Source organism: Microcoleus sp. B7-D4 (assembly GCF_036705125.1).
GTDB lineage: Bacteria > Cyanobacteriota > Cyanobacteriia > Cyanobacteriales > Microcoleaceae > Microcoleus.
On the sequence record NZ_JAUBTT010000065.1, the window covers coordinates 22,341 to 42,834 of the forward strand.

At 45.0% G+C, this 20,494-nt stretch carries 26 protein-coding genes; 4 read left to right on the forward strand and 22 right to left on the reverse strand.

What is annotated here, in order from left to right; all coding sequences use genetic code 11:
- Nucleotides 1–2: 2 nt before the first annotated feature.
- From QUB12_RS24315 to QUB12_RS24370, 12 genes are all read right to left on the reverse strand, one after another.
- The gene (locus QUB12_RS24315; RefSeq protein ID WP_333308750.1) at nucleotides 3–1,862 is read right to left on the reverse strand and encodes a hypothetical protein; all 1,860 of its coding nucleotides are present in this window, start codon (nucleotides 1,860–1,862) and stop codon (nucleotides 3–5) included.
- A 4-nt stretch (nucleotides 1,863–1,866) separates the two neighbouring features.
- Nucleotides 1,867–2,328 (reverse strand): hypothetical protein, encoded by a 462-nt coding sequence (locus QUB12_RS24320; RefSeq protein WP_333308752.1) that lies wholly within the window; start codon nucleotides 2,326–2,328, stop codon nucleotides 1,867–1,869.
- A gap of 2 nt (nucleotides 2,329–2,330) precedes the next feature.
- Nucleotides 2,331–3,101, reverse strand: a complete 771-nt coding sequence (locus tag QUB12_RS24325) for a hypothetical protein (RefSeq protein WP_333308753.1) — start codon at nucleotides 3,099–3,101, stop codon at nucleotides 2,331–2,333.
- A gap of 45 nt (nucleotides 3,102–3,146) precedes the next feature.
- Entirely contained in the window at nucleotides 3,147–3,509 is a 363-nt protein-coding gene (locus tag QUB12_RS24330) for a hypothetical protein (RefSeq protein WP_333308755.1), read from the reverse strand.
- 41 nt (nucleotides 3,510–3,550) lie between these two features.
- A complete protein-coding gene (locus tag QUB12_RS24335) occupies nucleotides 3,551–3,877 on the reverse strand; it encodes a hypothetical protein (RefSeq protein WP_333308756.1) in 327 nt (108 codons plus the stop codon).
- Nucleotides 3,878–3,890: 13 nt separating this feature from the next.
- A complete protein-coding gene (locus QUB12_RS24340; protein ID WP_333308759.1) occupies nucleotides 3,891–4,190 on the reverse strand; it encodes a hypothetical protein in 300 nt (99 codons plus the stop codon).
- Complete coding sequence (locus QUB12_RS24345; RefSeq protein ID WP_333308761.1) at nucleotides 4,180–4,404, reverse strand: hypothetical protein; 225 nt, start codon at nucleotides 4,402–4,404, stop codon at nucleotides 4,180–4,182. The genes QUB12_RS24340 and QUB12_RS24345 overlap by 11 nt, the downstream gene beginning before the upstream one ends.
- Nucleotides 4,405–4,769: 365 nt before the next feature.
- On the reverse strand, nucleotides 4,770–5,372 hold the full coding sequence (locus tag QUB12_RS24350; RefSeq protein WP_333308763.1) for a hypothetical protein: 603 nt from the start codon (nucleotides 5,370–5,372) through the stop codon (nucleotides 4,770–4,772).
- A complete protein-coding gene (locus tag QUB12_RS24355) occupies nucleotides 5,344–5,694 on the reverse strand; it encodes a hypothetical protein (protein WP_333308765.1) in 351 nt (116 codons plus the stop codon). The genes QUB12_RS24350 and QUB12_RS24355 overlap by 29 nt, the downstream gene beginning before the upstream one ends.
- 103 nt (nucleotides 5,695–5,797) lie before the next feature.
- Nucleotides 5,798–5,983, reverse strand: a complete 186-nt coding sequence (locus tag QUB12_RS24360) for a hypothetical protein (RefSeq protein ID WP_333308767.1) — start codon at nucleotides 5,981–5,983, stop codon at nucleotides 5,798–5,800.
- On the reverse strand, nucleotides 5,980–6,546 hold the full coding sequence (locus QUB12_RS24365; RefSeq protein ID WP_333308769.1) for a hypothetical protein: 567 nt from the start codon (nucleotides 6,544–6,546) through the stop codon (nucleotides 5,980–5,982). Before QUB12_RS24365 ends, QUB12_RS24360 begins: the two co-directional genes overlap by 4 nt.
- Nucleotides 6,547–6,706: 160 nt before the next feature.
- On the reverse strand, nucleotides 6,707–6,991 hold the full coding sequence (locus QUB12_RS24370; protein WP_333207412.1) for a hypothetical protein: 285 nt from the start codon (nucleotides 6,989–6,991) through the stop codon (nucleotides 6,707–6,709).
- A gap of 257 nt (nucleotides 6,992–7,248) precedes the next feature.
- Here QUB12_RS24370 and QUB12_RS24375 point away from each other — a divergent pair, with 257 nt between their 5' ends.
- The 3 genes from QUB12_RS24375 (at nucleotide 7,249) to QUB12_RS24385 (ending at nucleotide 8,343) form a co-directional block, all read left to right on the forward strand.
- Entirely contained in the window at nucleotides 7,249–7,401 is a 153-nt protein-coding gene (locus tag QUB12_RS24375; RefSeq protein WP_333308771.1) for a hypothetical protein, read from the forward strand.
- A gap of 199 nt (nucleotides 7,402–7,600) precedes the next feature.
- Nucleotides 7,601–7,867, forward strand: a complete 267-nt coding sequence (locus QUB12_RS24380; protein WP_333308772.1) for a hypothetical protein — start codon at nucleotides 7,601–7,603, stop codon at nucleotides 7,865–7,867.
- 158 nt (nucleotides 7,868–8,025) lie between these two features.
- Nucleotides 8,026–8,343: a hypothetical protein gene (locus QUB12_RS24385; RefSeq protein ID WP_333308774.1), complete on the forward strand. Its 318-nt coding sequence runs from the start codon at nucleotides 8,026–8,028 to the stop codon at nucleotides 8,341–8,343.
- Here the strand turns inward: QUB12_RS24385 and QUB12_RS24390 are convergent.
- Entirely contained in the window at nucleotides 8,329–9,174 is an 846-nt protein-coding gene (locus tag QUB12_RS24390) for an IS5 family transposase (RefSeq protein WP_333308775.1), read from the reverse strand. The two genes, QUB12_RS24385 and QUB12_RS24390, sit on opposite strands and share 15 nt — an antisense overlap.
- Nucleotides 9,175–9,247: 73 nt before the next feature.
- Here QUB12_RS24390 and QUB12_RS24395 point away from each other — a divergent pair, with 73 nt between their 5' ends.
- Entirely contained in the window at nucleotides 9,248–9,982 is a 735-nt protein-coding gene (locus QUB12_RS24395) for a leucine-rich repeat domain-containing protein (RefSeq protein ID WP_333308777.1), read from the forward strand.
- A gap of 425 nt (nucleotides 9,983–10,407) precedes the next feature.
- Here the strand turns inward: QUB12_RS24395 and QUB12_RS24400 are convergent, their stop codons facing one another.
- The 9 genes from QUB12_RS24400 to QUB12_RS24440 all read right to left on the reverse strand — a co-directional run bounded on the left by QUB12_RS24400 (nucleotide 10,408) and on the right by QUB12_RS24440 (nucleotide 20,488).
- Nucleotides 10,408–11,694 (reverse strand): MFS transporter, encoded by a 1,287-nt coding sequence (locus tag QUB12_RS24400; protein WP_333308778.1) that lies wholly within the window; start codon nucleotides 11,692–11,694, stop codon nucleotides 10,408–10,410.
- A gap of 35 nt (nucleotides 11,695–11,729) precedes the next feature.
- On the reverse strand, nucleotides 11,730–13,181 hold the full coding sequence (locus QUB12_RS24405; RefSeq protein ID WP_333308780.1) for an NAD/NADP octopine/nopaline dehydrogenase family protein: 1,452 nt from the start codon (nucleotides 13,179–13,181) through the stop codon (nucleotides 11,730–11,732).
- A gap of 44 nt (nucleotides 13,182–13,225) precedes the next feature.
- On the reverse strand, nucleotides 13,226–14,128 hold the full coding sequence (gene asd, locus QUB12_RS24410; RefSeq protein WP_333308782.1) for an archaetidylserine decarboxylase: 903 nt from the start codon (nucleotides 14,126–14,128) through the stop codon (nucleotides 13,226–13,228).
- A 62-nt stretch (nucleotides 14,129–14,190) separates the two neighbouring features.
- Nucleotides 14,191–14,820: a CDP-alcohol phosphatidyltransferase family protein gene (locus QUB12_RS24415; protein ID WP_333308784.1), complete on the reverse strand. Its 630-nt coding sequence runs from the start codon at nucleotides 14,818–14,820 to the stop codon at nucleotides 14,191–14,193.
- Between the two features lie 6 nt (nucleotides 14,821–14,826).
- A complete protein-coding gene (locus tag QUB12_RS24420; protein WP_333308786.1) occupies nucleotides 14,827–15,729 on the reverse strand; it encodes a phosphatidate cytidylyltransferase in 903 nt (300 codons plus the stop codon).
- Nucleotides 15,730–15,765: 36 nt separating this feature from the next.
- A complete protein-coding gene (locus QUB12_RS24425) occupies nucleotides 15,766–16,713 on the reverse strand; it encodes a diacylglycerol kinase family protein (RefSeq protein ID WP_333308788.1) in 948 nt (315 codons plus the stop codon).
- Nucleotides 16,714–16,766: 53 nt separating this feature from the next.
- Nucleotides 16,767–18,377 carry a lactate racemase domain-containing protein gene (locus QUB12_RS24430; RefSeq protein ID WP_333308789.1) on the reverse strand — a complete coding sequence of 537 codons (1,611 nt, stop codon included), beginning with the start codon at nucleotides 18,375–18,377 and terminating at the stop codon, nucleotides 16,767–16,769.
- Nucleotides 18,378–18,382: 5 nt separating this feature from the next.
- On the reverse strand, nucleotides 18,383–19,609 hold the full coding sequence (locus QUB12_RS24435) for a zinc-binding dehydrogenase (protein WP_333308791.1): 1,227 nt from the start codon (nucleotides 19,607–19,609) through the stop codon (nucleotides 18,383–18,385).
- Between the two features lie 213 nt (nucleotides 19,610–19,822).
- Nucleotides 19,823–20,488 carry an HAD-IB family hydrolase gene (locus QUB12_RS24440; RefSeq protein WP_333308793.1) on the reverse strand — a complete coding sequence of 222 codons (666 nt, stop codon included), beginning with the start codon at nucleotides 20,486–20,488 and terminating at the stop codon, nucleotides 19,823–19,825.
- Nucleotides 20,489–20,494 lie beyond the last annotated feature (6 nt).

Here is a 20,494-nt window from a genome sequence, read left to right on the forward strand (position 1 = left end):
AGCTAATCCACAATTTTTCCAAATGTTGATTCAAGTAAACCGTACCAATCTTTAGCTTTCTGGAATGCTTTACCTCCCGTACCACAGCCAAACACATCTCTACTGGTTGCGGTGACTCCTAACTTGAGAATTTTTAAACTCAACCAAAGTGCTTTGTCTGGCTGAGTGGGAATAAGGGCGATCGCTTCACTAATTCGCTCTACTTCACTGCTTCCCCGATTGCTCAGTAGCGCCATCACCCTTGCCAACGCTTTCGAGCGCTCTAGTTCAGGAAGTAGTGAAGCAGTGCTGAAATCCTTATCCTGCAACACTTCACTAGCTTCCTCCGCTACTTTGTCCGCTTCATCAGGGAGTGAAGTAGTAGTATCCTCCCGTGCAGTAATTTCATCAGTTTGCCAGGATTCTAGGAGCCGCTTCTTGGCTAGTTCCCACAGTTCTTGGGTATCCTCAATTTCCTGATTCGGAGCCAACTCAGTTGCTTGAGCGGTTTCACTATTTACGAGATTTTCTGTAGTTGATGAGTGCTTAGGAAGTTCTCGTTTCCATTTGCTCAAGTCGGGTACAACAGCGGGAAATTCGCCTAACTCGCAGCTAATCCATGCTGCTCTATTTCCCAGCGATTCCAAGTAATCCCGTACTTGCTGGTACTTGGCATATTGCTCGGAATCCTTGGGGAATTTGTTGCGATAACTTTCACATTCTTCTACAGCAAACTTACCCAAGAAAATAGAGCAGAAACATTCTAACAAATCGCTCTCCCCTTGCAATCCCCAGGTCATTATTTGTCTGCCCTGAGCTAGGGCAAATATCCGCATTTTTAGTTCCCGACCCAGGGTAAGGTTTTCTCCCTGTAAATCCCTAGCTGACGGTGAGATTATCTGTTTAGTTTTGCGGTCGATAATGGCTTTAATATTTCGAGTTTGAGCCTTCCACTCATCAAAGGCTATGCTCCAGCTAGGAAAGTCAATGCCTTTTGCCATCTGTTCGGTACGCCGAATTCTTTCAGCCCGAATGGATAGCATCGAATGTCGAATAGCATCGTAATCTTCTGGGACTCCGATTACCTCGATAAACTGCCACTGGTGAGGTTTTCTTTTGATGGTGCAGACCCACTTTCTATCTGAGGGAATGACATCCATCAACCAATCCACCAATGTCGTTTTTCCGCTATTTGTGGCACCTACAGCACGGATGTGAGAAAAGTTGTCGGGAGTCTCCCTGAACTGCTGCCAATCAAAGAACTTCACTCCGTTGGAGGGAGTTACTGGCAGTTCTACACCCAATAATTGATTGTTATTTGGTGCGGATGTTGTCTTTGATGGAAGTTCCGCCTTTTCAACTTCCTCGGACTTTGATTCCATTGGAACGGGTAAAGATTTGGGAGTGGGGGTGGTTAGAGCATCCAACAGTTCGGGATTCTTCTCCAAATAAAGCGTGTTGTAGCCGTCGTAGAGTTCGCGCTTGAAATCTTTCACTCTCAAGTCAGCGGCAATCGCTGTTTTCTGGATTTCTTCCTCATCCAAAATGTCGCTGGTAGTTGCCTCTAATTGCTTCTGCCGTGCTTCCTCAACAGCGATCGATTCATCTATCTTCCTCTGCTTTACCGATGCTGCACTGGATGCAAAATAGGCTGCACCAAAGCTGATTGCAGCAATTACGCCGGATGTAGTACGCAGCAGCCCCCAGCCTTGATGCAGCTTCACAAACTTAGCATTCTTGGGATACTGGGAACCCGTTACCACAACAGGCGTACAGGGATTTGTAGCTCCATTGCAGTAACTAAGGTGTTTGTCAAAGTACCCGAACAAGCTAAATCCGCTACATCCGATGCCCACAATCAAAGAAGCAATGGCGCTTTTCATTTAGTCACCTCCGCCACAGTGTAACCAACAAAAGCAAGGCCACCGATACACCAACAATCACGACAAGCTGCCACACTGGGATTAAGCCAAAGCCTACACTTAAAGGCATATTGGCTAGCAGCCATGCTACATCCCAAAATGCAGCAATAGTTCCGACAATCACCACCAACCCACTAATCCGCCTCATTGATAGTAAATAAGAGGTTGGGTTTTTTGGTTTTACTACAAACAGAAACCCAGCTACTAAAATCACTGCGACGAGCATTACAGGAGCGCTGAGAACCCTCGAAACGTGAGCAATGGATAGGCCAACCGCAAACCAAAATCCTTGACCGCAGAAGCTGTTTAGGTTCTTGAGAAACCTCAATTGGTCTGATTCTTCTAGGTCGGGGAGTTGTGGTTGTTGTGAAGGTGAAGAGACAGGGGGATTTTGAGGTTTGGGGATGAGAAATGGTGGTAACTGCATGGCTACTTTCCTGAGAAAAAGTCAAAGGCTTTACCGCCCCAATTTCTCAGCCAACCGCTTTTATTGGTCGCGTTATTGGTTGCGTTATTGGTCGCGTTAGTGGCAGGACTTAATTGTTTGCTACTCGATGATGGCAAACCGTATTTCCCGCGAGTACCGTAAGCGAACAAGTCTTTTATCCTATTTCTCTCTTCGCTTTTTGCCTCTTGAGCTGCTTGTCGCTCCGCATAGTTTGCTGCTTCTTTGTCAGGTTTTTGGGATAGCGCTTCTTTTTGACGGACTAATCTGTTAGCCACAATCTGAAGAGAAATCTCAAGGTCGTATTCCGCTAAATCGCCGTAGTCGATAACTTCTTGGTCGAGAAGTCTGATACCGACATCCGAATCTTTGGCTAGCTTTTTGGTATTAGCCTGCCAACCTTTCCACGCCAAGAACACGTCGAGCGTAGCGCGATCTATTTTCTCCATGCCCTTAGCGCCGGCTTTGACGCATCGGGCTACAAACTCGTTGTATTTGACAATGCCATCAATATAGTCGTTGACGTGTTTTTCTAACTTGTCGAGGTTGTCAATCAGAAACTTGATTTCTTCAACCGAATCTACAAATGCCCCCAATTCTTCCTCGGACATCCCGGCAAAAGCTGATGGGTCGAACCCGTAGTATCCCTGAAAAGTAGTCAACATTTCAGGTGCGCTATCAAATGCTTTGACTTTGCCGACTAGGGCTGGTGCTATGGCTCCACCGCCTGTGTATTTAACAATTGCGCTCATCATTTTCTCCTCGATATTTCATAGCCAATCGCATACCATCACTTTCTCCTACTTGCGCCAATCTTTCTCGGTAATCGCTGCGATTACTGCTGCACTCACCAACACCCAAAATATTCGGTTAACTGTTTTGTTGTTGGGTAAATTCATTGTGATGGCAGGTCGAGCAGTCGATACTTTGATGCCACCAATTACCCTGGGTAGAATCAAAGCCGTTGTAATTGAAGCAACAAGAAACATCAGAATTAGTTTGGTGGTGTCCCCTAGTTTGGGTAGCGGTAATGGCAGTGGCACTTGTCTATCAGGCGGTAGGGCCGCTGGTGCTTTTGGTACTCGCCGTGTTGCTAGTTTCGACTTTACAAAAGCTAGTGTGTGAAGGATATTTTCAGTGGTTTGGCTGCGGTTAAGGGGCATGGGTTGTTTCCTCCTCCAAAAACTTAAGTTTGATGTTTGTATCATTGCCACAATCTCTTTAGTCTCTCAATAAAACCAGTTCTGTTAGCTTTATCTCGCTCGTCAGTATCCTCATTTCCATCCTCGTCTTCATCCTCATCTTCATCCTCATAGTGCATTGAGTAATCTTCATCTTCCGGTTCTGGAGGACTGTGCCAATTGCAATTGGGTCTATCTATCCAGTAGGGATAAACATAAACTGGCTTGCCGTTCACCCGATCTACCAGGTTGATTCCACTGGCGTTGCATTCGGCATAGAACTCGTCTTCTTCGGTAAGAGTCGCTGGAGGCAGTAATTTTTGGGTTTCGATTTGTTCTGGTGCGTTCATTATTTTCTACACCTTAATCCTCTGGATACCTATCTACCCATGCCTCGGCGCTAACTATTGCTTCTTCTTTTGTGCTGGCACAACTTTCTATGAAAATGATACAACCCGCTCGCACGAACCATTTCCACAAGTTACCTTCTTTGTATATTATTATGTCCCATTCCTTGTATTCGTAAACCAAGCCTTCTTCTGCTGGTAGCTCTTCAACAATTTGAGGTTTGGCTGCTGCTTGATTGGCGAAGGGTAAGAATCTCACGTTTGGGATTCTACAGGCAACTTTTACGGCCAGAAACTTAAGAATTTTATTCAGCATTTCGTACCTCAATAGTTTGTAAATTTTTATCAACCGCAGCCAACAAGTGAATTAAGGATGCTGTCAAATCCGGGCTAACTTCGGGTTGAGGATTAGCAACGGACAAGTTGTGACTGATGGTTGTTTCAGGAATCGGTACGGCCCCAGTTTCGGTGATGGGTGCCGATTCAGTCGCTTCGGAGCGCTCGGTATTTTCATTGGAGTATGGATTCATTAATTTTCCTCACTCGCTGCAAGTAGGTTGAATGATGGAGCAATCGATCGAGCTGTCAAACATTTTAGGCACAACCTCCCACAAGCACCGCCACTTCGCTAATTGCTGCAAACTTAGACTTGATAGTTCTCCAAAGCGTTAAGGGAACCATCAAGTACATTTCAACGAATCCAAAGCTCTCAATCATAGGAACCTCATTAATGCGATTGTTTCTTCAGCATAATTGTGATTGGGAGGCAATATAATGCCAGGGTTTTTAGGTTGCCTCCCCTGTTGTAGGCTCAGGAAAAAGATTACATTCAGCAATACTTTTTCACGCTTAGCCTGTTGGAAAGCTAGGGCTTCCCCTAGCTCTTTGTGTGCGTCTACCAGAGTCCTGGTAATATCCTCCGCTGCGGTGCTGGCTTGATTGGTAACAAAGGCTTTGGGACGGGTAGATTGGCATCCCTCAAGTCCAAAGGAGCTGCTTTCACGGCATCGCTCAGGACGCCAAAATTACCTCGAATCTGAGATGCCATCTCGGTCAATCCATTGGTCAAATTGGCGGTAAGAGAAATCTTAAAAGCATCTAAGATTTGGTCGCTCACTGCTCCAGCTACATCGGCCATCCCCAAGGATGCTTCGTGGGTCATTCCCTCAATGGCTTGTATCGCTCCGCTTTTCTCTTCCTCAGTATCCCGGTTTTCCCCGTTGGCGATCGCTTCTGAGTCGATGTCATTGCAATATTCACCGCGTCCGTTCCGAGTTCCCACTACTTGTTCGAGTGCCAAAGAAGGTGCAATTCGCTGATTCAGTACCAACTCGAAGTAAAGGTCGAGTTCAGCAGCATCGTCAGAGTTGAACTTAGAGTTTTGCCAATCTGGGTGTCCTAAAGCTTTCCGAGCGTTGGTTACATCAGAAACTTTGTTGAGTCCCCATTTGGTTTTGATGTCACGGCGGTCAATTATCGATTCGGTGTTCGCATTCATATTCATGGGTGGGTAATCCTTCTTCTTGGAGTCGCTGTCGAACAGTTGCAATGCAGTGGTGGGCTTCTTGTATCCAGGTTTCTAGGGTTAGCAAACAGTTCAAATGAAATGGAGAAAACGTGCGCCGGTAAGGCGGTCTTTGAAACTCCGGGCATTCTGCTTCCAAAAGCGCGAGTCGGGTTTTGAAAGTCGCTTCGGGCATCGGTTTTCCCCCTCTACCCAGAATTAGCCTTACCTCGGCTCGAAAGTAACTGAAGTGCTTCCACTTGCCCCACCGACTGTTAAAAACTGCTACATCTACAGGCTTTTTAGGTGTTGGCATTCTCTGGTTAGCGGATTGTTAGCTACTTAGCCCGAAACTATGATTGTTTGGTTAGCTATTTGCAGAGTTGACCCGAAGTAGCTAACCAAGAATTAAAAAAAAATCATTGTCTCACCGGGACACCGAAGGATTTAGCATCCCAGATTCCCCAGACTTCGCGGGCAGAGGAAACAGCACCCAGTAGCGCTTCTTCTGACGATCGCCCGAAAACTATAATCTGGCGGGGTGGATTGTACTTGCGGGTGACGGTAACGCTCCACTTGAATTGATGGCTTTTGAGTGCTTTCATCGATCGTCCCTCCCATCACCCGGTGTAGGTGCTGTCGGTGCGTTGGATTCGCTTGATATTCGCCAACACAACGCGCTTGCTAGTTGGTTTTGTTCGACACGCTCAAGAACTCGCACTGTCGGGAACCACGCCTGCAAGTGGGATAAGTCGTTGTTGACGCTACCCGAATACGCTTGAAACGGGTCGCTCTCCAAACAAACAAAGGTTCGCAAAGCGTAGAGTTCATCCAAGTTGAGTCCATCCAATCTGTTGATTAAGGATTCGAGGGAATATTTTCGGGGCGTTGTGTGTCCCGCAATCGCTTGTTCCCTCAGTTCCCACCAACTCATCACGTCGGCTCGTTCGGTGGAACACACAATCTCATGTTTCCGAACGCAGATGTAAACTGGCTGCCCGTCTTCCTGTATCAAATTATCTTGGTCATCGAGTAGGCGACCGGTGACGGTTTCAGGGCGAACGTCGGTCACTTCCATGCGTCCCATTGTGGTGGTGACGCGGGGATTGGGTATTTCTACAAAGCTTGGTCGGGCGGGTTGCGATGGCTGCCCGTAATCTGCGAACATAAGGCTGCTCCTTGGTAGCTGGTGTTATCAGCGAATGGGAGAAGTCCTGGGTAAAGTGTTTGCACCACTGCACCAGGGCGTCATTCCCACACTAAAACCTGCGTTAGGGTCGGTCAAGGAGTTTACCGTATATTATCTGGTATTACTTTCCGGTGAATTACTAATGGGATTGTTTGAGGCGCTCGGCAATGATGGTGGAGAGTTCGGGATTGTTGCCCGCTGCGTCCAGGATAGAGCGGAGAGAATTGGCATAAGCGAGGGTTCGTTCGTACTGTTCGGGCATTTTCTCGAAATCAATGCCGCTTCCCCATTTACTCGAAATAGTCTCTGTTTGCACGGCTAGGATGCGGCTCAACAAGCGAACGCATTCCGCTCTATAGCCCCTAGTAGCTTCCATCTGGGCATCGGCATTGAACCACAGCCTACAAAACTCGCGTGCTTTCACAGGTTTTACAAATTTATCGATAGAACGTCTTTTTATTACCAACATAATTGTCCCTAGCTCACCTTATATCTTATGGTAAACTAGGGAGAAAGAATCGTTTGGATTTACACGATAATATCATGTAACGAATGGTTAAAACTCCACAGCGGTTTGTGAACAAAGCTCAGGCTTAGCAAAACCACGGCGTTGGCACAACATAGGAAGCCCGCGACAACAACCAGCAAGCGTTCGAGTAAAGGTCAAACACGGGAAAAAATATGACCGAATCAGTTAGAGCCGTTCGAGCCTCGGTACAGATAGGTTCCCTTACAGTCGATGGGTTTATGCTGCCAGATGGCAGTTACCGGATGAGCCAGACACAGGCGGCTGAGTGTATTGGGGATGAGCCTGTTTACGCCAGAAACTTTTGAAGTTGAACCGACGGGACAAGTCAGGGGACAAACTCGCATTCGGGGATGGCCCTTAAGGAGGTTTCGCGACCAGGGGGAAACATCACCCACTCATTCCAATTCACTTTCGACGCTTATCCCCCACAATCTCCCCACTGATACGGAGTGCAACACAGGGCTAAACAGGGTGGATACGGAGTGGATACGGGGCGAATAGGGGATGCAGAATCCTTACCAATCTGTTGCAGCTTCCAACAAATCCACCACCAACCAAGTTGCCACCACCGAATCCGAGTTTGTTCAGAAGCTGCAAGCGCGGATACTCCAAGCAATCGCGGACAAAAACCCCGCAGCCGCCAATGATGTCTATTACCAAGTGCATCAATTGGGAGTTAAGGAAGCGGTTAAAGCGAGGCTAAGCAACGATGAAAATGAGAATTTCAGGCAGTTGGTCAAACTTTGGAAGAAAAGCAAAAGTCAGCCTTAAACTAACCCCAAGATGCCTGTCTAGTTTGGTGTATACCCGCCTAGCCTTAGCACTTTTAGACCCTGGGTCAGGATATGCTTCTATGCTGACCTAGGCATAGCACTCACCTCAAAAACTTAGAGATATAAGATTGTGATACTCATAATTGCAAATGAAACATGAATTTACAAAATTGGTATCGTAAACAGGGTTCGGTAGGGATAGTTGGGTTGATACTAATTACTTTTAGTACGATCGTTCTAGCATCATGTATGAATAAACCTTCCATGTTAGGGGTACTGGGTCAGCCGAAAAACAGGGGAAATGAACCTTCCCCAGTGGTCGTGCAGGAACAACGGGGCGATAGTGGACGAACATTTGCTGATTGGTGTCGTCAAAAGGCTTCTTTGAGTCCTGAAGTTAAATATACTGTTGAGGCGCTGTTGAAGGTAGCAGGGACTACTAGACCTCTTGCGAAAGTCTCAGGCGATCTCTAATTTAGTCTTTAAAGAAAGTTCATAATTATAAATACCAGCGATCAAATTAAATCTTAATCCGAAGCGCCTTCTTCGATTCCGATATCGGGATGAAAGTATTCTAAATATATTTAAACTTCGATGTATATTTTCAATAATAATTCTTTCTTTTGCCAGTTGGCGATTTAAAACTTTTTCTGCTTGACTCAGTTCTTTATTCTTGGTTTTTTTGATGGGGGTTCTACTATTAGTATGAATCTTTTTGATTCCTTGATAACCTTTATCACCTAAAAGTTCAAGTTCTTTATTCATCCCCATCTTGCTTTTTTTAAACAAACTAAAATCATGCGTTTTCCCGTTACTAAAAGCTGTACATATTATTTCGGTACTTTTTGTGTTGGCTAAAACTTGCGATTTTATTGTATGATATTTTTGCTTGCCACTATAATATTTTTTTTGCTTTTTTTTGGGACGCTCTATTTCATGCTCTGACACATCCACCGCTACAGTTTCTATCTCATTTTGACTTTGATAAAAATTTTTTTTGCCCGGTAAGTTAAATAAACCTGAATTTATTAAAGCTTTCTCAGTTCTAATTACAATTCGATAAGCATTTGATTCATTAATACCCCATTTAATTCCCAGATGAAAAAAAGTAGGATATTCTCGCAAATAGGATAATGTCATTAAGATTTGGTCTTCTACGCACAATTTACTTGGTCTTCCTGATTTTTTTTGAAATATTTTTTCCGCTTTGACTATTTTTACCATCTCTTTGAATGTCTCTTGATGTACTCCACAGTAGCGTTTAAAGTCTTTGGGGGTTAACTTTTGTAATTCTTCGTAATTCATATTATTAAGCTAATTTTTTCTTTTATTTTACCTAGAACTAGCGCACTTTCGCAAGAGGTCTACTGAGTGCGACGTGGCTAATCAGAGACTTTCGAGTCGCACGGAACTCACCCTCGACAACAATCAAATCAGCGACATCAAACCGCTAGAAGCGTTAATTAACCTGGAGATGCTTGCCCTCAATAACAATAAAATCAGCGATATCAAACCGCTGCAATCCTTGATTAATCTGACTGACCTCCGCCTCAACCACAATCAAATTAACGACATCAAACCGCTAGAATCCTTGACTAAACTGACTAAACTCGACTCTTTCAACAATTCTATCAGCGACATCAAACCGCTACAATCCTTGACTAACCTGGAGCAGCTCCACCTTGGCGACAATTCTATCAGCGACATCAAACCACTACAATCCCTGACTAACCTGACGGTCCTCATCCTCAATAACAATAAAATCAGTGACATTCAACCGCTAGAATCTTTGACTAACCTGACTGGGATATCGCTCGACAACAATTCTATCAGCGACATAAAACCGCTACAATTTTTGACTAACCTGAGACAGCTCTTCCTCGGCAACAATCAAATCAACGACATCAAACCGCTTAAATCCTTGACTAACCTGACACAGCTTTTCCTCGAAAACAATTCCATCAGCGACATCAAACCGCTCGAATCTTTGCCTGAACTAAAGGAGCTCTACCTCAGCGGAAATCCGATCGCCCCCAAAACTTGCCCACCCATGCTAGATTCTATCTGTAAGTGGGAACCCTTTATGGAAATGGTATCACCTGCACGGAACTAATTGTGTCTTACAGTTTTGTCTTATTGTCTTCTATCCTGTAAGACGGTTGAGCCACAAGGCTTCCACGTCCTAGGCGAGAAAATATTGCTATCCCCGCCTAGCTTGATTTATAAATAGTTCAGCCTGTAAATCAGCAATACTCCGGACAGTTTTGGGAACGAGACTCCAAGCTTACGCGGGGCAAGGATCATAAATAAAGTCGAATTAAATGTAAGTCAGGGGTGGAGCTGACATTGATTTAATTATCCACAGTGGCTCAAAGTCTTAGAAAATAAGCCATTGCCCTATAAAAACTGTCCGAAGTTTTGTATATCACATCTTTAAAAAAATGGTATTAGACAGAGATTCTACAGGTAATAGTGCAGGTACCGTTTTTTGATTAGATATAGCTCCTAACCCGTAGTTTTGTGTAATTTGTGTGTAAATCAATGTCCTACCATGTCTGGTAGCTCATCTTCTACCAGCCGTAACCGTGGGTATCGATAGGCTGCAACTGTTGCCAAAATATTGATTGTTCCGACCAAAATGAACATCAGAGCAATGCCTCTACCTGGGCCCACACCGATAATCTGTCCAACGCTGCTGGTTAGAAGCCCTCCACTAGCAAACAGAGGCTCAAAAATATAATCTGCTAGAATACCAACTGTAAGATAGGCAATTGGAGGTGGCAAGTGTTCGATAAGGTAGCGCACACCAAAAACCCGTCCCTGAAAGTTAGGAGGCACTTTACTTTGCCAGATCGCTTGACTACAACTTAATAGAATTGGATAGGCAAATAAATAGCCAAAGATCCCAGTGGCTGCAATAGGGATTGAAGGTTTTAACGCACCGAGAAATAACAATAGCCCTTGCAATATTACGAAAGTGAATACACCATATATACGGCGTTTAGGACCTCCCCAGAAACTAATACAAAGGCTTCCACTTAGCCAGCCAACACCCCCAATGGATAATATAAGACCTAGTTGGGCAGTAGAGGCAAAACTCAATATCATTGGTGTAAACAGTGTTTCTAAAGTCCCTAGAGTAAAGTAGGGAATTGTGAAAAATAGGAGCAATCCCAATAAGCCCGAACGGGTGGCAATGTATTTCCAGCCAATTGCCATATCCTGGAATAGAGATTCCTTCCTTACAGAACTTTTACTGCTACCTTCTGGTTTCGGAAATCGAACGTATAAAAGCGTGGCAAGGGCAAACAGGAAAGTCATACAATCAATTAATAAAACACCCTGAACTTGGATAGTTATTACTAACATACCCGCTAGCATTGGGGCAAGAATCTGTGAAGCTGCCTGAGCAAGTTGCACCAGGCCACTAGCGCGACTGAAATGTTGCTTAGGAACCAACAGTGTGATTGCCGCTGTGTAAGCAGAAAATAAGAGAATATTGCAGGTTGAAACGACTGCCAAAGCAAGGTATATCTGCCAGGTTTCTAATCGTCCAGCAAAAAATAGCCAAGCCATGACCAAGCTACTAAGCCCAGATCCACAATTGCTGGCAATCATCACCTTACGGCGATCATAGCAGTCTACCAATGTCCCTGCAATCGGTGAAAGCAGCGTCCCGGGTAAATAAGTAAACAGGTAAATAAGGGCAAACTGGGTAACTGAGTGAGTGTGCTGGTATGTCCAAACTCCTAGAGCAAAGCCTGTCAACCGAGAGCCAATCACAGAAACAAATTGACCGAGCCAAACCAGCAAAAAATTTACCATGCTTTTATTTCCCTTATTTTCTAATTTTCACCCCACTAAAAAGTTTGGATTAAGTCTTCGAGGCTATTTAAGCCAAAGCGTTGGGGTGCACCGGATTCTGCTATGTGCTGCCCCTGAAACTTCCCATCTACCAAATACTCGCAACCCATCTTTTCCTGCGCCCATATCAGAACACGATCTAACATGGGAGTTGGAACATCTGCTAACTCAGCTAACCCTTTAAGGACAACTACGCCATAGGGAATATCTTCCAGGAAGAACCGATTTTGATAATTGGGAACCCAGCCATCTTCGACCTGAGTCATGGGAGTGCGAATTCCGGCATAAGCGAGGTTGGTAGCGATAGTAGAACGAAGGGAGGTCCGATCGATTACTGCTGCTCCATAGCCCGCCTGAATCGAGACAGCCAAAGGAAGTACGGCAGACAGGTGAAGATGGGGAATGCGTTTCTCTAAGGCAAAACGCAGCATCATCAGTTCATCACTCATTTGCTGAAGGATGTCGGTGGCATCTTGCGTGATGTCTTCATAGAATAGGGGCGGTTCGGAGAGTGGAGTGCCATCCCAGTTATGGAACATACTGTATGTGATTCCGGGATGCAAAAGCTGGTTGCCAGGATTAAGGGTAATTTGCAGGAAGTTTTCGATGTTCAAAACAGGCATCTTGAGCAAGTTGCCCATTAATTCTGATACTTCAGGTGCTCGATGGGCAGGAACACTTACCTGTCCATTGATAGTTTTGGTTCCTAATACCTTCACTTCTTCGCCATACTTGGCAATTTTGCACATCCAAGGAATTGCGCCCATGCCGAAAATGGTTGCTTTTTTATCAGTTTTATCCAGTAAATACTGAGCAGTCCAGTTGAAGCCTCCAGGTGCGGGAACGGAACCAATAAAGGTATCTTCATCTAGGAACGGAATGATTTTGGTCAAAACGGCTGGTTCTACAAAGGAAGGCAGGCACAGCAGCACCAGACGGGAACCTGGAATGGCTTTTTCCGGATCTGCCGTGACTAAGTGCGGATGCCCGACCACATCGCCTTCTCGCCGTTTGAGTACAATACCATTGTTAATTGCTATCCCTTGCTGTAACTGTGCGGCTTTCTCTGGTGTAGAAACCAAAACATTCACCCGCAAATCTTGACGAACCGATAGCCAACCTGCAAAGACATGACCCAAGTTACCGGAACCGCAAATGGTGACCTGCATCGGCTCATCAGGATTAGCAAAGAGTCCCGGCAGGAGTTGGCTCAATGACTCTGTTTCAGGGTCATAAACGACTAGACTTCCAAGTTCTACTGGGTATGCCTTGCAAATGGATTCCAGTATCACTGTGTTTGGAATCAATCGTTCGTCATCATAAAGTTCCTGGACAAGCTCGGAGCTGATGCCAGTTTTCTGACAAAACTGCTCAAGGGAGCAATCTTGTTGTACAAGCATCGATTTGAGACAATTTTTTGAAGTTTTGCTGCGAATGAACTGACTCATGACATACTCCTTAATAACAAAAAATGGGGTCTGAAAAAATTCCTTTAGGGTTGTTTTCCAAGTTGGCTTCCTGTCAAGACGTGAACTTCTAACCCATTGGCTGAATCTTTAATCAGGTCAGAATCAAATGTAATCGATTTCGGCTCAAATAGCAAGACTAAGGTAGAACCGCCATATTGGAAATAACCTTTTTCTTGCCCCTTCTTTACACAAGCAGGTGTGTAAGTTTGGACAATACTGGCCACGGTCAATGCACCGATTTCAATGTAAGCAATCCGTCCAAAGTGCTTAGAGTTAAAGTCAGTGACTGTCCGCTTGTTTCGGCAAAATGTACCGGGAACTCTGGCTAATGCAATGGGATTGACTGAGTGATACTCTCCCTTGATTGCCTTAGTAAGATTGGCTTTTCCGTCATCGGGAAAGTGAAATCGGTGGTAGTCGTAGGGAGCAAGACGGATTACCAGTGCTGACCCCCCTACATAGGGTTGGGCGGCTACCTCGGAATCTAGCAAACTAGCGATAGAAATGGAGCTTCCTTTTATCGGAATTAGTGTGTCGTCTTGTAGCTGGGGATAAACTAAAACTTTGCCATCACAAGGAGAGCAGAAAATTTCTGACTGGGTGACAAAGGGGCGAACGCCTGGTTTTAGACGACGGGAGAAAAAAGCATTAAAACTTGGGTAGCAATCCCATGATAGTTCTACTTCTTCGAGGTTAATTCCATAGCAACTAACAAATTCAGGAATCTTTGTACAAGTGCTAGGTGAATTCTGCCACCAGCCGTAGAGCGAGCAAAACACTCGATTATTCAAGAATACATTGAGAACTTGAAACCCCAAAACAGTTTCGTAAAACCAACGCAATGTGGTTTCTGCAAAAATAGGCTCTGTAACGATCGCACCTGTTTGCCTATCGCGATAGCACAGGTTTGTTCGAGCAGGACTCATTTTAACTGCATTTGTTTTGGCCGATTTACCGATGCTCATTGGGTTGCCTCTTGATCCCCGGATTATAATCCAACAGCGATTGCCCAACCGTAAACCACTGTGCCAACGAGGGCAGCTAGTGAAAAAATGCCGTACCAGATACCACGGAGCTTTAACATTTTGAAGTCCGCTACCATTGCGATCGCCAAAGCTAAGTAGAGACTGTCGAGAACCATTTTCATTAGGGGTTCTGATAGAGCAAAGCTCGCCAAACAAGTGAGGGGAATAAATAGCGCTGCATACGTTGTCGGAAGTCCCGTGAAGTATTGTTCGGTTCCTTGGGAGGATAAGCCAGCACAGTTGAAATAAGCTAACCGCATAGCCACAGCACTAATGTAAACCATCAGTACAGCTACCGATAACGGATCTCGCAGTCCAAAGCAGTAGGCAAAAACTACGGGTGTACAGCCGAAGGAACAGACATCAACAATGCTGTCAATCTGCTTGCCTACTTGGCTTTGCAACTCAGTACGCTCAATTTTGCGTGCTACAAAGCCGTCAAATAAATCAATGATTCCTGCATAGATTAGACAAATCAATGCAATATAAAACTGACCCTGGATAGCAAAGATAGAAGAAAAGGTACTCAGCAGCAGCCCTACTAAAGTTAAACCATTGGCAAGATCGATTTGTCTCAGAACTGGATTAAGCATACTCGTTTAACCTCCAATCCACATGGTCACGACATAAAACATGGGAAGCGAAAACAATAGGCTATCGAATTTGTCCAAAACACCACCTGTGACAAACAAAACTTGACCAAAATCCTTGATTCCCGCTTCTCGCTTCAGGGAAGAAGTAATCAAGTCACCTGTAAGTGACAGTAATGAAATGCCTACGGAGATTGATAAAACTTGCCAGAGATGCCATTCTGGCACGGTAAAGTGAAGGAAGAAACCCGCTACTGTACAAGTTAGCACTCCTGCGATCGCCCCTTCCCATGTCTTGTTGGGACTGATGGCAGGACAAAGGGGTGTCTTTCCCAAAAACCGACCAAATCCTGCAGAGAATCCGTCATTCGCCATCACTAGCAGAATTAGAAACGTAAATATCCTATAGTCGGCATCGACCAATACCAGCAAAATTGCTAGGGGTAGAGTGATGAAAATTATGCCAAACCCAGCCGCTAATATACCATGCATAGCAGGAGGTTTTCGAGAAATGATTATAGGCAAGGCGATTACTCCCCAAGTGGCTATAATAACTCCCAAGCAGACGCTGAATGAAGTTCCCCCAAGTCCTCCTAAAATCCCCAGGATTCCGAGAATGGGCAACAGCATCGAATTGGTTATTTCACCATATTTCTTTTCGACACTTTGTATTATTTCTTGCCAAGCGAAATAGCCAAGGAATAGAGTAACCGGAAGAAGCCCCCATTTGCCAAAGCTGCCTGCACCAAGCATAATTATAATGAGAAGCAATAAAATGCCAAACTTTAGCCATTCCGCTTGGTATTTGGCCCTATCCGATCGATTGACAATACCGATGCCTCCCATTAAAACTGCGCCACAGGTGGCTGCCACGCCCACTATAAATAATGTATTAACAGTTACTTGCTCCACTCAAAAATCCTCTCTACGGAAATAACTTGTTACGGGTTAAATAATAACTTTTAATCGCTGGGGTTGAATTTCAATGTCTAATGCATCTGCATTAATTGTCAGCAACTCTCCATCGGCATGAACTGGCAGTGTATCTTTACAAACAATGCCAATTTTACAACATTGATGAATCATTATCTTGGGATGGTTAGTATGCGTACCTCTTATGACTTTGGGCAGTAGAGCTAAGATTTGATACCAAGGCATCGCCTCACCGATCGCCAGGTCAAGTAATCCATCATCGAGCAGCGCTTGGGGAGTTACATGAAAACCCCCACCGTTGCGATCACTGTTGCCAACACTGAGCATCAAAACTTTTTTAAGAATTGTTTTTTTTTCCCCCGTTGGCGTTTGCCAGTTTAACTCAACCAAGGGCTGAGTGTAGTGACACAATGCTTTACAAACGGCGGCAATATAGATAAGAATGCCGCGCAAATGCTTAATGGTTTTGATTTCTTGAGCCAGTTGTCCCTCAAAGCCAGCCCCCAGATTGTTGTTGAAATAACGCTGCCATTCCTGAGTTCCCACACGCAGTTTAATATGACCGAGATCGACACAGCGCGTTTGACCTTTAGCGATCGCCTCTGCTGCTGCGTTTAAATGGATAGGACAACCCACAGTATTGGCAAAATCATTACCGCTACCCATCGGTAAAATTGCCAGGGTACCTACTTGTTCTTGTGAAGGCGTAACTTGAGCTAGACCGTTCACAACTTCGCTTACAGTCCCGTCACCACCAGCTACAGCGAGAGTATGATAACCTTCCAAACGAGCTTGTCGAGCCAAATCAATGGCATGACCTACACTGGTTGTTTTGGCTAAGTCAAACCGTACATTGGCGCGATTGAGTGCCTGACAAATGTTCAGCTCATTTCTGGCAGCACTCCCTCGACCGGCATAAGGATTGAGAATAACTTTAATCGTTTGCCATTTGTCTCGTATCATTTGGATTCCCAACCTATTAAAAGCAGCATCAGGTAGACTAAACGGCTGTTCTGCTAGGACACATCACAGAGTAAATACGGTGGAGCCTGATAAGTAGTAATAGAGGGATTTAAACCCACAAAATCTTTGGCGCGCTCGATTGCCTCTGCCAAACTATCTGCTGTTTCAAAGCCCATAATTTCTGCCGGACGTTTTGAACGGGGTTTCACCACAATGACTTTACCAACCTGAGATAACCCATGACATCCCCAATACCAAGCATAGAAAGCATGAACTCCGTGGAAGGCGTAAGAATTCCGAAAAAGGTCGATATATTTGGGGTTATAAGCAAACTCTTCTTCATACTTCTCTTCTATCGTTTTGGGGTCTGTCGTCTCGGTAAGTACCCGTTCATAAAACTCGATATAGGACGGGTGATGGATGGGATGAAAGTCCTCATGAAGAGGATAGAGTAAAATATAAACACCTCCCTTCCGCACGAGTGGCTTGCCCCGATAGAAGTTAAAGAAATAGCCCAAGGTCTGGCACATGAACAGCACTGGGTTCATAATTGAATTCACGCTATAGGGACCGAGGTAAGGAACTCCAGAAATCAGAATGTCAGCCTGTCCCTGCACAGGTACGACGTGCTGGCGATAGACATTTTCTAGCGTTTTTTCATGTACCAGTTCGGTACGGCCTGCATGAATGCCAGTTATTCCATAAGGTGCGCGCATCCGATTAAAAATTTCTCGTTTCAGATTCGTCGGCAGAATATCGGTTGTCAGTTTGTTGGCATAAAGGTTGATCTGATCAAGAGCGTTATAGTCCCAACTAGGCTTGAGTAAAAATCCGAACGTTTGAGGCAAAGACGTGTTATCGGTGGTTGTCTCTATTCTGAAGATATTCATGTGAGACTCGATAATCTTACCCATTCGGTTACAGGAGCGATGCAAAGCGGAATTTTGCGGGTCCATGTAGGAACGGGAGTGCATTAGGGTATGCACGTTATGGTGATGCTTTAGGGTTTGGTAAGTACCGAGTCCCGTTGCAATGGCTTTATGTCCGCCACTCTGAGAAGCAATGTTGATGTTGACGTAAATCAACAAGTCAGACTCAACCGCTCGTCGGTTCACCTCTACTACCTCGTGCTTTTCGGTCTTACCCAAAAAGGCGATATTGTCTTTGTCCTCCGCATCATGGTTATAAAGCTTATCTGGATAGAAAGCGTTAAAAATATTCTTGCCTAGAGCGTGCTTAAGTTCGGCGGGAGTCATCCGTCGGTGTAGACCCAGTGCTGCAATCAAGTGGATGTCACTAACTCTTGCATCAGCTAACTTTTGCAACACCTTCTCAATGATTCGCTGTCGGATATCAGGTGCTCGCATCGAGGGAAGCGGAACCGAGAGATCGTCAAAGGCGATTGTAACTTTCATTCCCGGCTTTAGCTGTGCCGATAGCGGGTCGCACCCCAGGGGATTCTCTATGGCGTATTCAATGGCGGCATCAACATCTTGGATCGACTCAATCGAAGGCGGTGGATAAATGACCCGCGTACCAGCAGGTACAGGCTCATACATGAATCCTTCGCCGTAGTGGAATAGAATCTTTTCGCTCTTCTCTAGGGTTTTGACGCAATTAGAGCGATCGAAGGTTTTATTGTCATTCGGTGAAATGAGACTCATAATGGTTAATCTTCCCGTAAGTCAAAAAGAGTTTTGATGGATTTTGAGTGACCCGGATGCATTGCTGCTTTGAGTGCCTCTCGATAATCTGGCAATTTGTAGCAACCTGTGATTAAGCAACGCAACTTTCCTTCTAGTCGTTGCATAAGTTGCATGGCCAAGGTAAAGGTATGAATGCGTTCTTCACTATAGGTTTCGATGCCGTAAGCATAGGCTCCCATCACTTGGAGTTGTTTAAACCAAATGGATGTCCAATCTACACCGTGAGGAACGGCAGGCATCCCTACCAGCACAACTTTCCCATGTGGACGGGTGAAGCGTAGAGCATCATCCAGGGTGGTAGAACTGGCAACACAATCAAAACTGCAGTCAGCGCCACCGGTAAAGACAGGTTTTCCCAACTCTGGTTGAAAAGATTCAATGTTTAAAACTTCGCTCACCTCAGAGTAGAGTTTGCTGCTTGTATAAAGAACGGAATCGGCTCCCAAGGTTTGCGCTATCTCCCCTTGATGAGGATATTTTGCTATCGCCACCACCCGTCCCTGAAACTCCACTGCTCGAAGAGCAGCAATAGTGAGCAGTCCGATCGCACCACAGCCAATCACCAGAACCGTTTGGTCGGCTTGTAAATCTACCTTCAAGACGGCATGAATTGCACAACTAAAGGGTTCAATCAACACGGCTTCCCAATCCGATAAAGACTCTGGCACCCGATGCAATTGGGATTGGTGGGCAACTAATGCATGGCTCCAACCCCCACCTGTGCTTTGACAGTAACCCGTCTGCATCCCAGACGCAATAATGCCTCGCGTAATGTTTTCACAATTAGCATAATTTCCTTGAGAGCACATTGGACAAATCGGAGAAATTCCCCGTACCTGGCAACCTAAAGCAGGTTCAATCGTGACGCGATCGCCAATCTGAATTCCGTCCACTGCACTACCAATTTCTGTCACATCCCCCACTACTTCATGGCCCAAGACAAACGGACAAGAGATAAATGGGGAAAAGTAAACGCTTCCTTGCCCTTGAATGGTTGCTAAGTCTGAGCCACAAATACCACTGACTCGGGGACTGATTCGCACCCACTCTTCACTAGGAAGAGGCGGATCTGGAATGTTAGCAAGTTGAATTAGAGAAAAATTGCCTGTACCAATTTCTGTCCAGTATGGAGTTAGAGTACGCATCATCAAATAGCGAGAGATGCTTTTTCGGTAACAAATTGCTAACATTACATTAATATCAACCCCATTTTAAATGAGAGTTTAGTTAGTATAGCGCGTCTAAATCCTTTTGACAATAGCTCCCATCCCGATTATTGGGGATGGTCGCACATTGAACTCATGTCGCATATTTTGCATCGAGATTTGTTTCCTTTCTGCCAAATTCATTTAGACTGGTCATATCATCCGAGTGCTTTAATAGAAATTGTTATCGGGTTGGCTTTACGTCTTCCAATATTGAACCTCCCATTTGTTTTTTTTAGCAAATCGATAGAGAGTCGAGTCTGGATTCACGGCTACCGGGTATCCAACCATTTGAAGCATTGGTAAGTCAGCAGCACTGTCTCCATAGGCATAGCTTTGGGTAAGATCAATTCCCTGTTCTAAAGCGAATTCTTGCATGGCTCTGCCTTTCTCCTTTCCTATCAAGGGAACGCCTACTAATTTTCCCGTATATTTATCATTCACAGCTTGAAGACAAGCTGTAAGTGCCTTAGCATCCAGAAATTCACTCAACGGAGCGATAATAAAATCCAAAGAGCCCGTCACTAGCACAATTTGTCTTTCCTGTTCTCGATGCAGGTCTATGCAATCTAGAGCAGCAGGAAACAATCGGGGATAAATCATTTCTTTGAAGTGGATCTGACTCCATCTTTGGCAATGTTCAACAGAGATTCCTCGGTAATTACGATAAAACATTTGATTAAAGTAATCACGACTCAGAGAATCCAGTAGCAGGTAGTAGGGGACTTTACTAGCTAACTGTACAGTTGTCCACCATCGCTGTAGAGGAGATACCCCTTGGGTTGCTAAGTAAAGGTAGTAATCCACTACAGTGGATTTTACCAAAGTACCATCGACATCAAAAAAGGCTGCGGTTAAAGACAAGAATTG

Excerpts from the sequence above, each read along its gene's own strand:
- QUB12_RS24315 (WP_333308750.1), bottom strand. The coding sequence starts at position 1,862 with ATGAAAAGCGCCATTGCTTCTTTGATTGTGGGCATCGGATGTAGCGGA.
- QUB12_RS24320 (WP_333308752.1), bottom strand. The coding sequence starts at position 2,328 with ATGCAGTTACCACCATTTCTCATCCCCAAACCTCAAAATCCCCCTGTC.
- QUB12_RS24325 (WP_333308753.1), bottom strand. The coding sequence starts at position 3,101 with ATGATGAGCGCAATTGTTAAATACACAGGCGGTGGAGCCATAGCACCA.
- QUB12_RS24330 (WP_333308755.1), bottom strand. The coding sequence starts at position 3,509 with ATGCCCCTTAACCGCAGCCAAACCACTGAAAATATCCTTCACACACTA.
- QUB12_RS24335 (WP_333308756.1), bottom strand. The coding sequence starts at position 3,877 with ATGAACGCACCAGAACAAATCGAAACCCAAAAATTACTGCCTCCAGCG.
- QUB12_RS24340 (WP_333308759.1), bottom strand. The coding sequence starts at position 4,190 with ATGCTGAATAAAATTCTTAAGTTTCTGGCCGTAAAAGTTGCCTGTAGA.
- QUB12_RS24345 (WP_333308761.1), bottom strand. The coding sequence starts at position 4,404 with ATGAATCCATACTCCAATGAAAATACCGAGCGCTCCGAAGCGACTGAA.
- QUB12_RS24350 (WP_333308763.1), bottom strand. The coding sequence starts at position 5,372 with ATGAATGCGAACACCGAATCGATAATTGACCGCCGTGACATCAAAACC.
- QUB12_RS24355 (WP_333308765.1), bottom strand. The coding sequence starts at position 5,694 with ATGCCAACACCTAAAAAGCCTGTAGATGTAGCAGTTTTTAACAGTCGG.
- QUB12_RS24360 (WP_333308767.1), bottom strand. The coding sequence starts at position 5,983 with ATGAAAGCACTCAAAAGCCATCAATTCAAGTGGAGCGTTACCGTCACC.
- QUB12_RS24365 (WP_333308769.1), bottom strand. The coding sequence starts at position 6,546 with ATGTTCGCAGATTACGGGCAGCCATCGCAACCCGCCCGACCAAGCTTT.
- QUB12_RS24375 (WP_333308771.1), top strand. The coding sequence starts at position 7,249 with ATGACCGAATCAGTTAGAGCCGTTCGAGCCTCGGTACAGATAGGTTCC.
- QUB12_RS24380 (WP_333308772.1), top strand. The coding sequence starts at position 7,601 with ATGCAGAATCCTTACCAATCTGTTGCAGCTTCCAACAAATCCACCACC.
- QUB12_RS24385 (WP_333308774.1), top strand. The coding sequence starts at position 8,026 with ATGAATTTACAAAATTGGTATCGTAAACAGGGTTCGGTAGGGATAGTT.
- QUB12_RS24390 (WP_333308775.1), bottom strand. The coding sequence starts at position 9,174 with ATGAATTACGAAGAATTACAAAAGTTAACCCCCAAAGACTTTAAACGC.
- QUB12_RS24400 (WP_333308778.1), bottom strand. The coding sequence starts at position 11,694 with ATGGTAAATTTTTTGCTGGTTTGGCTCGGTCAATTTGTTTCTGTGATT.
- QUB12_RS24405 (WP_333308780.1), bottom strand. The coding sequence starts at position 13,181 with ATGAGTCAGTTCATTCGCAGCAAAACTTCAAAAAATTGTCTCAAATCG.
- asd (WP_333308782.1), bottom strand. The coding sequence starts at position 14,128 with ATGAGTCCTGCTCGAACAAACCTGTGCTATCGCGATAGGCAAACAGGT.
- QUB12_RS24415 (WP_333308784.1), bottom strand. The coding sequence starts at position 14,820 with ATGCTTAATCCAGTTCTGAGACAAATCGATCTTGCCAATGGTTTAACT.
- QUB12_RS24425 (WP_333308788.1), bottom strand. The coding sequence starts at position 16,713 with ATGATACGAGACAAATGGCAAACGATTAAAGTTATTCTCAATCCTTAT.
- QUB12_RS24430 (WP_333308789.1), bottom strand. The coding sequence starts at position 18,377 with ATGAGTCTCATTTCACCGAATGACAATAAAACCTTCGATCGCTCTAAT.
- QUB12_RS24435 (WP_333308791.1), bottom strand. The coding sequence starts at position 19,609 with ATGTTAGCAATTTGTTACCGAAAAAGCATCTCTCGCTATTTGATGATG.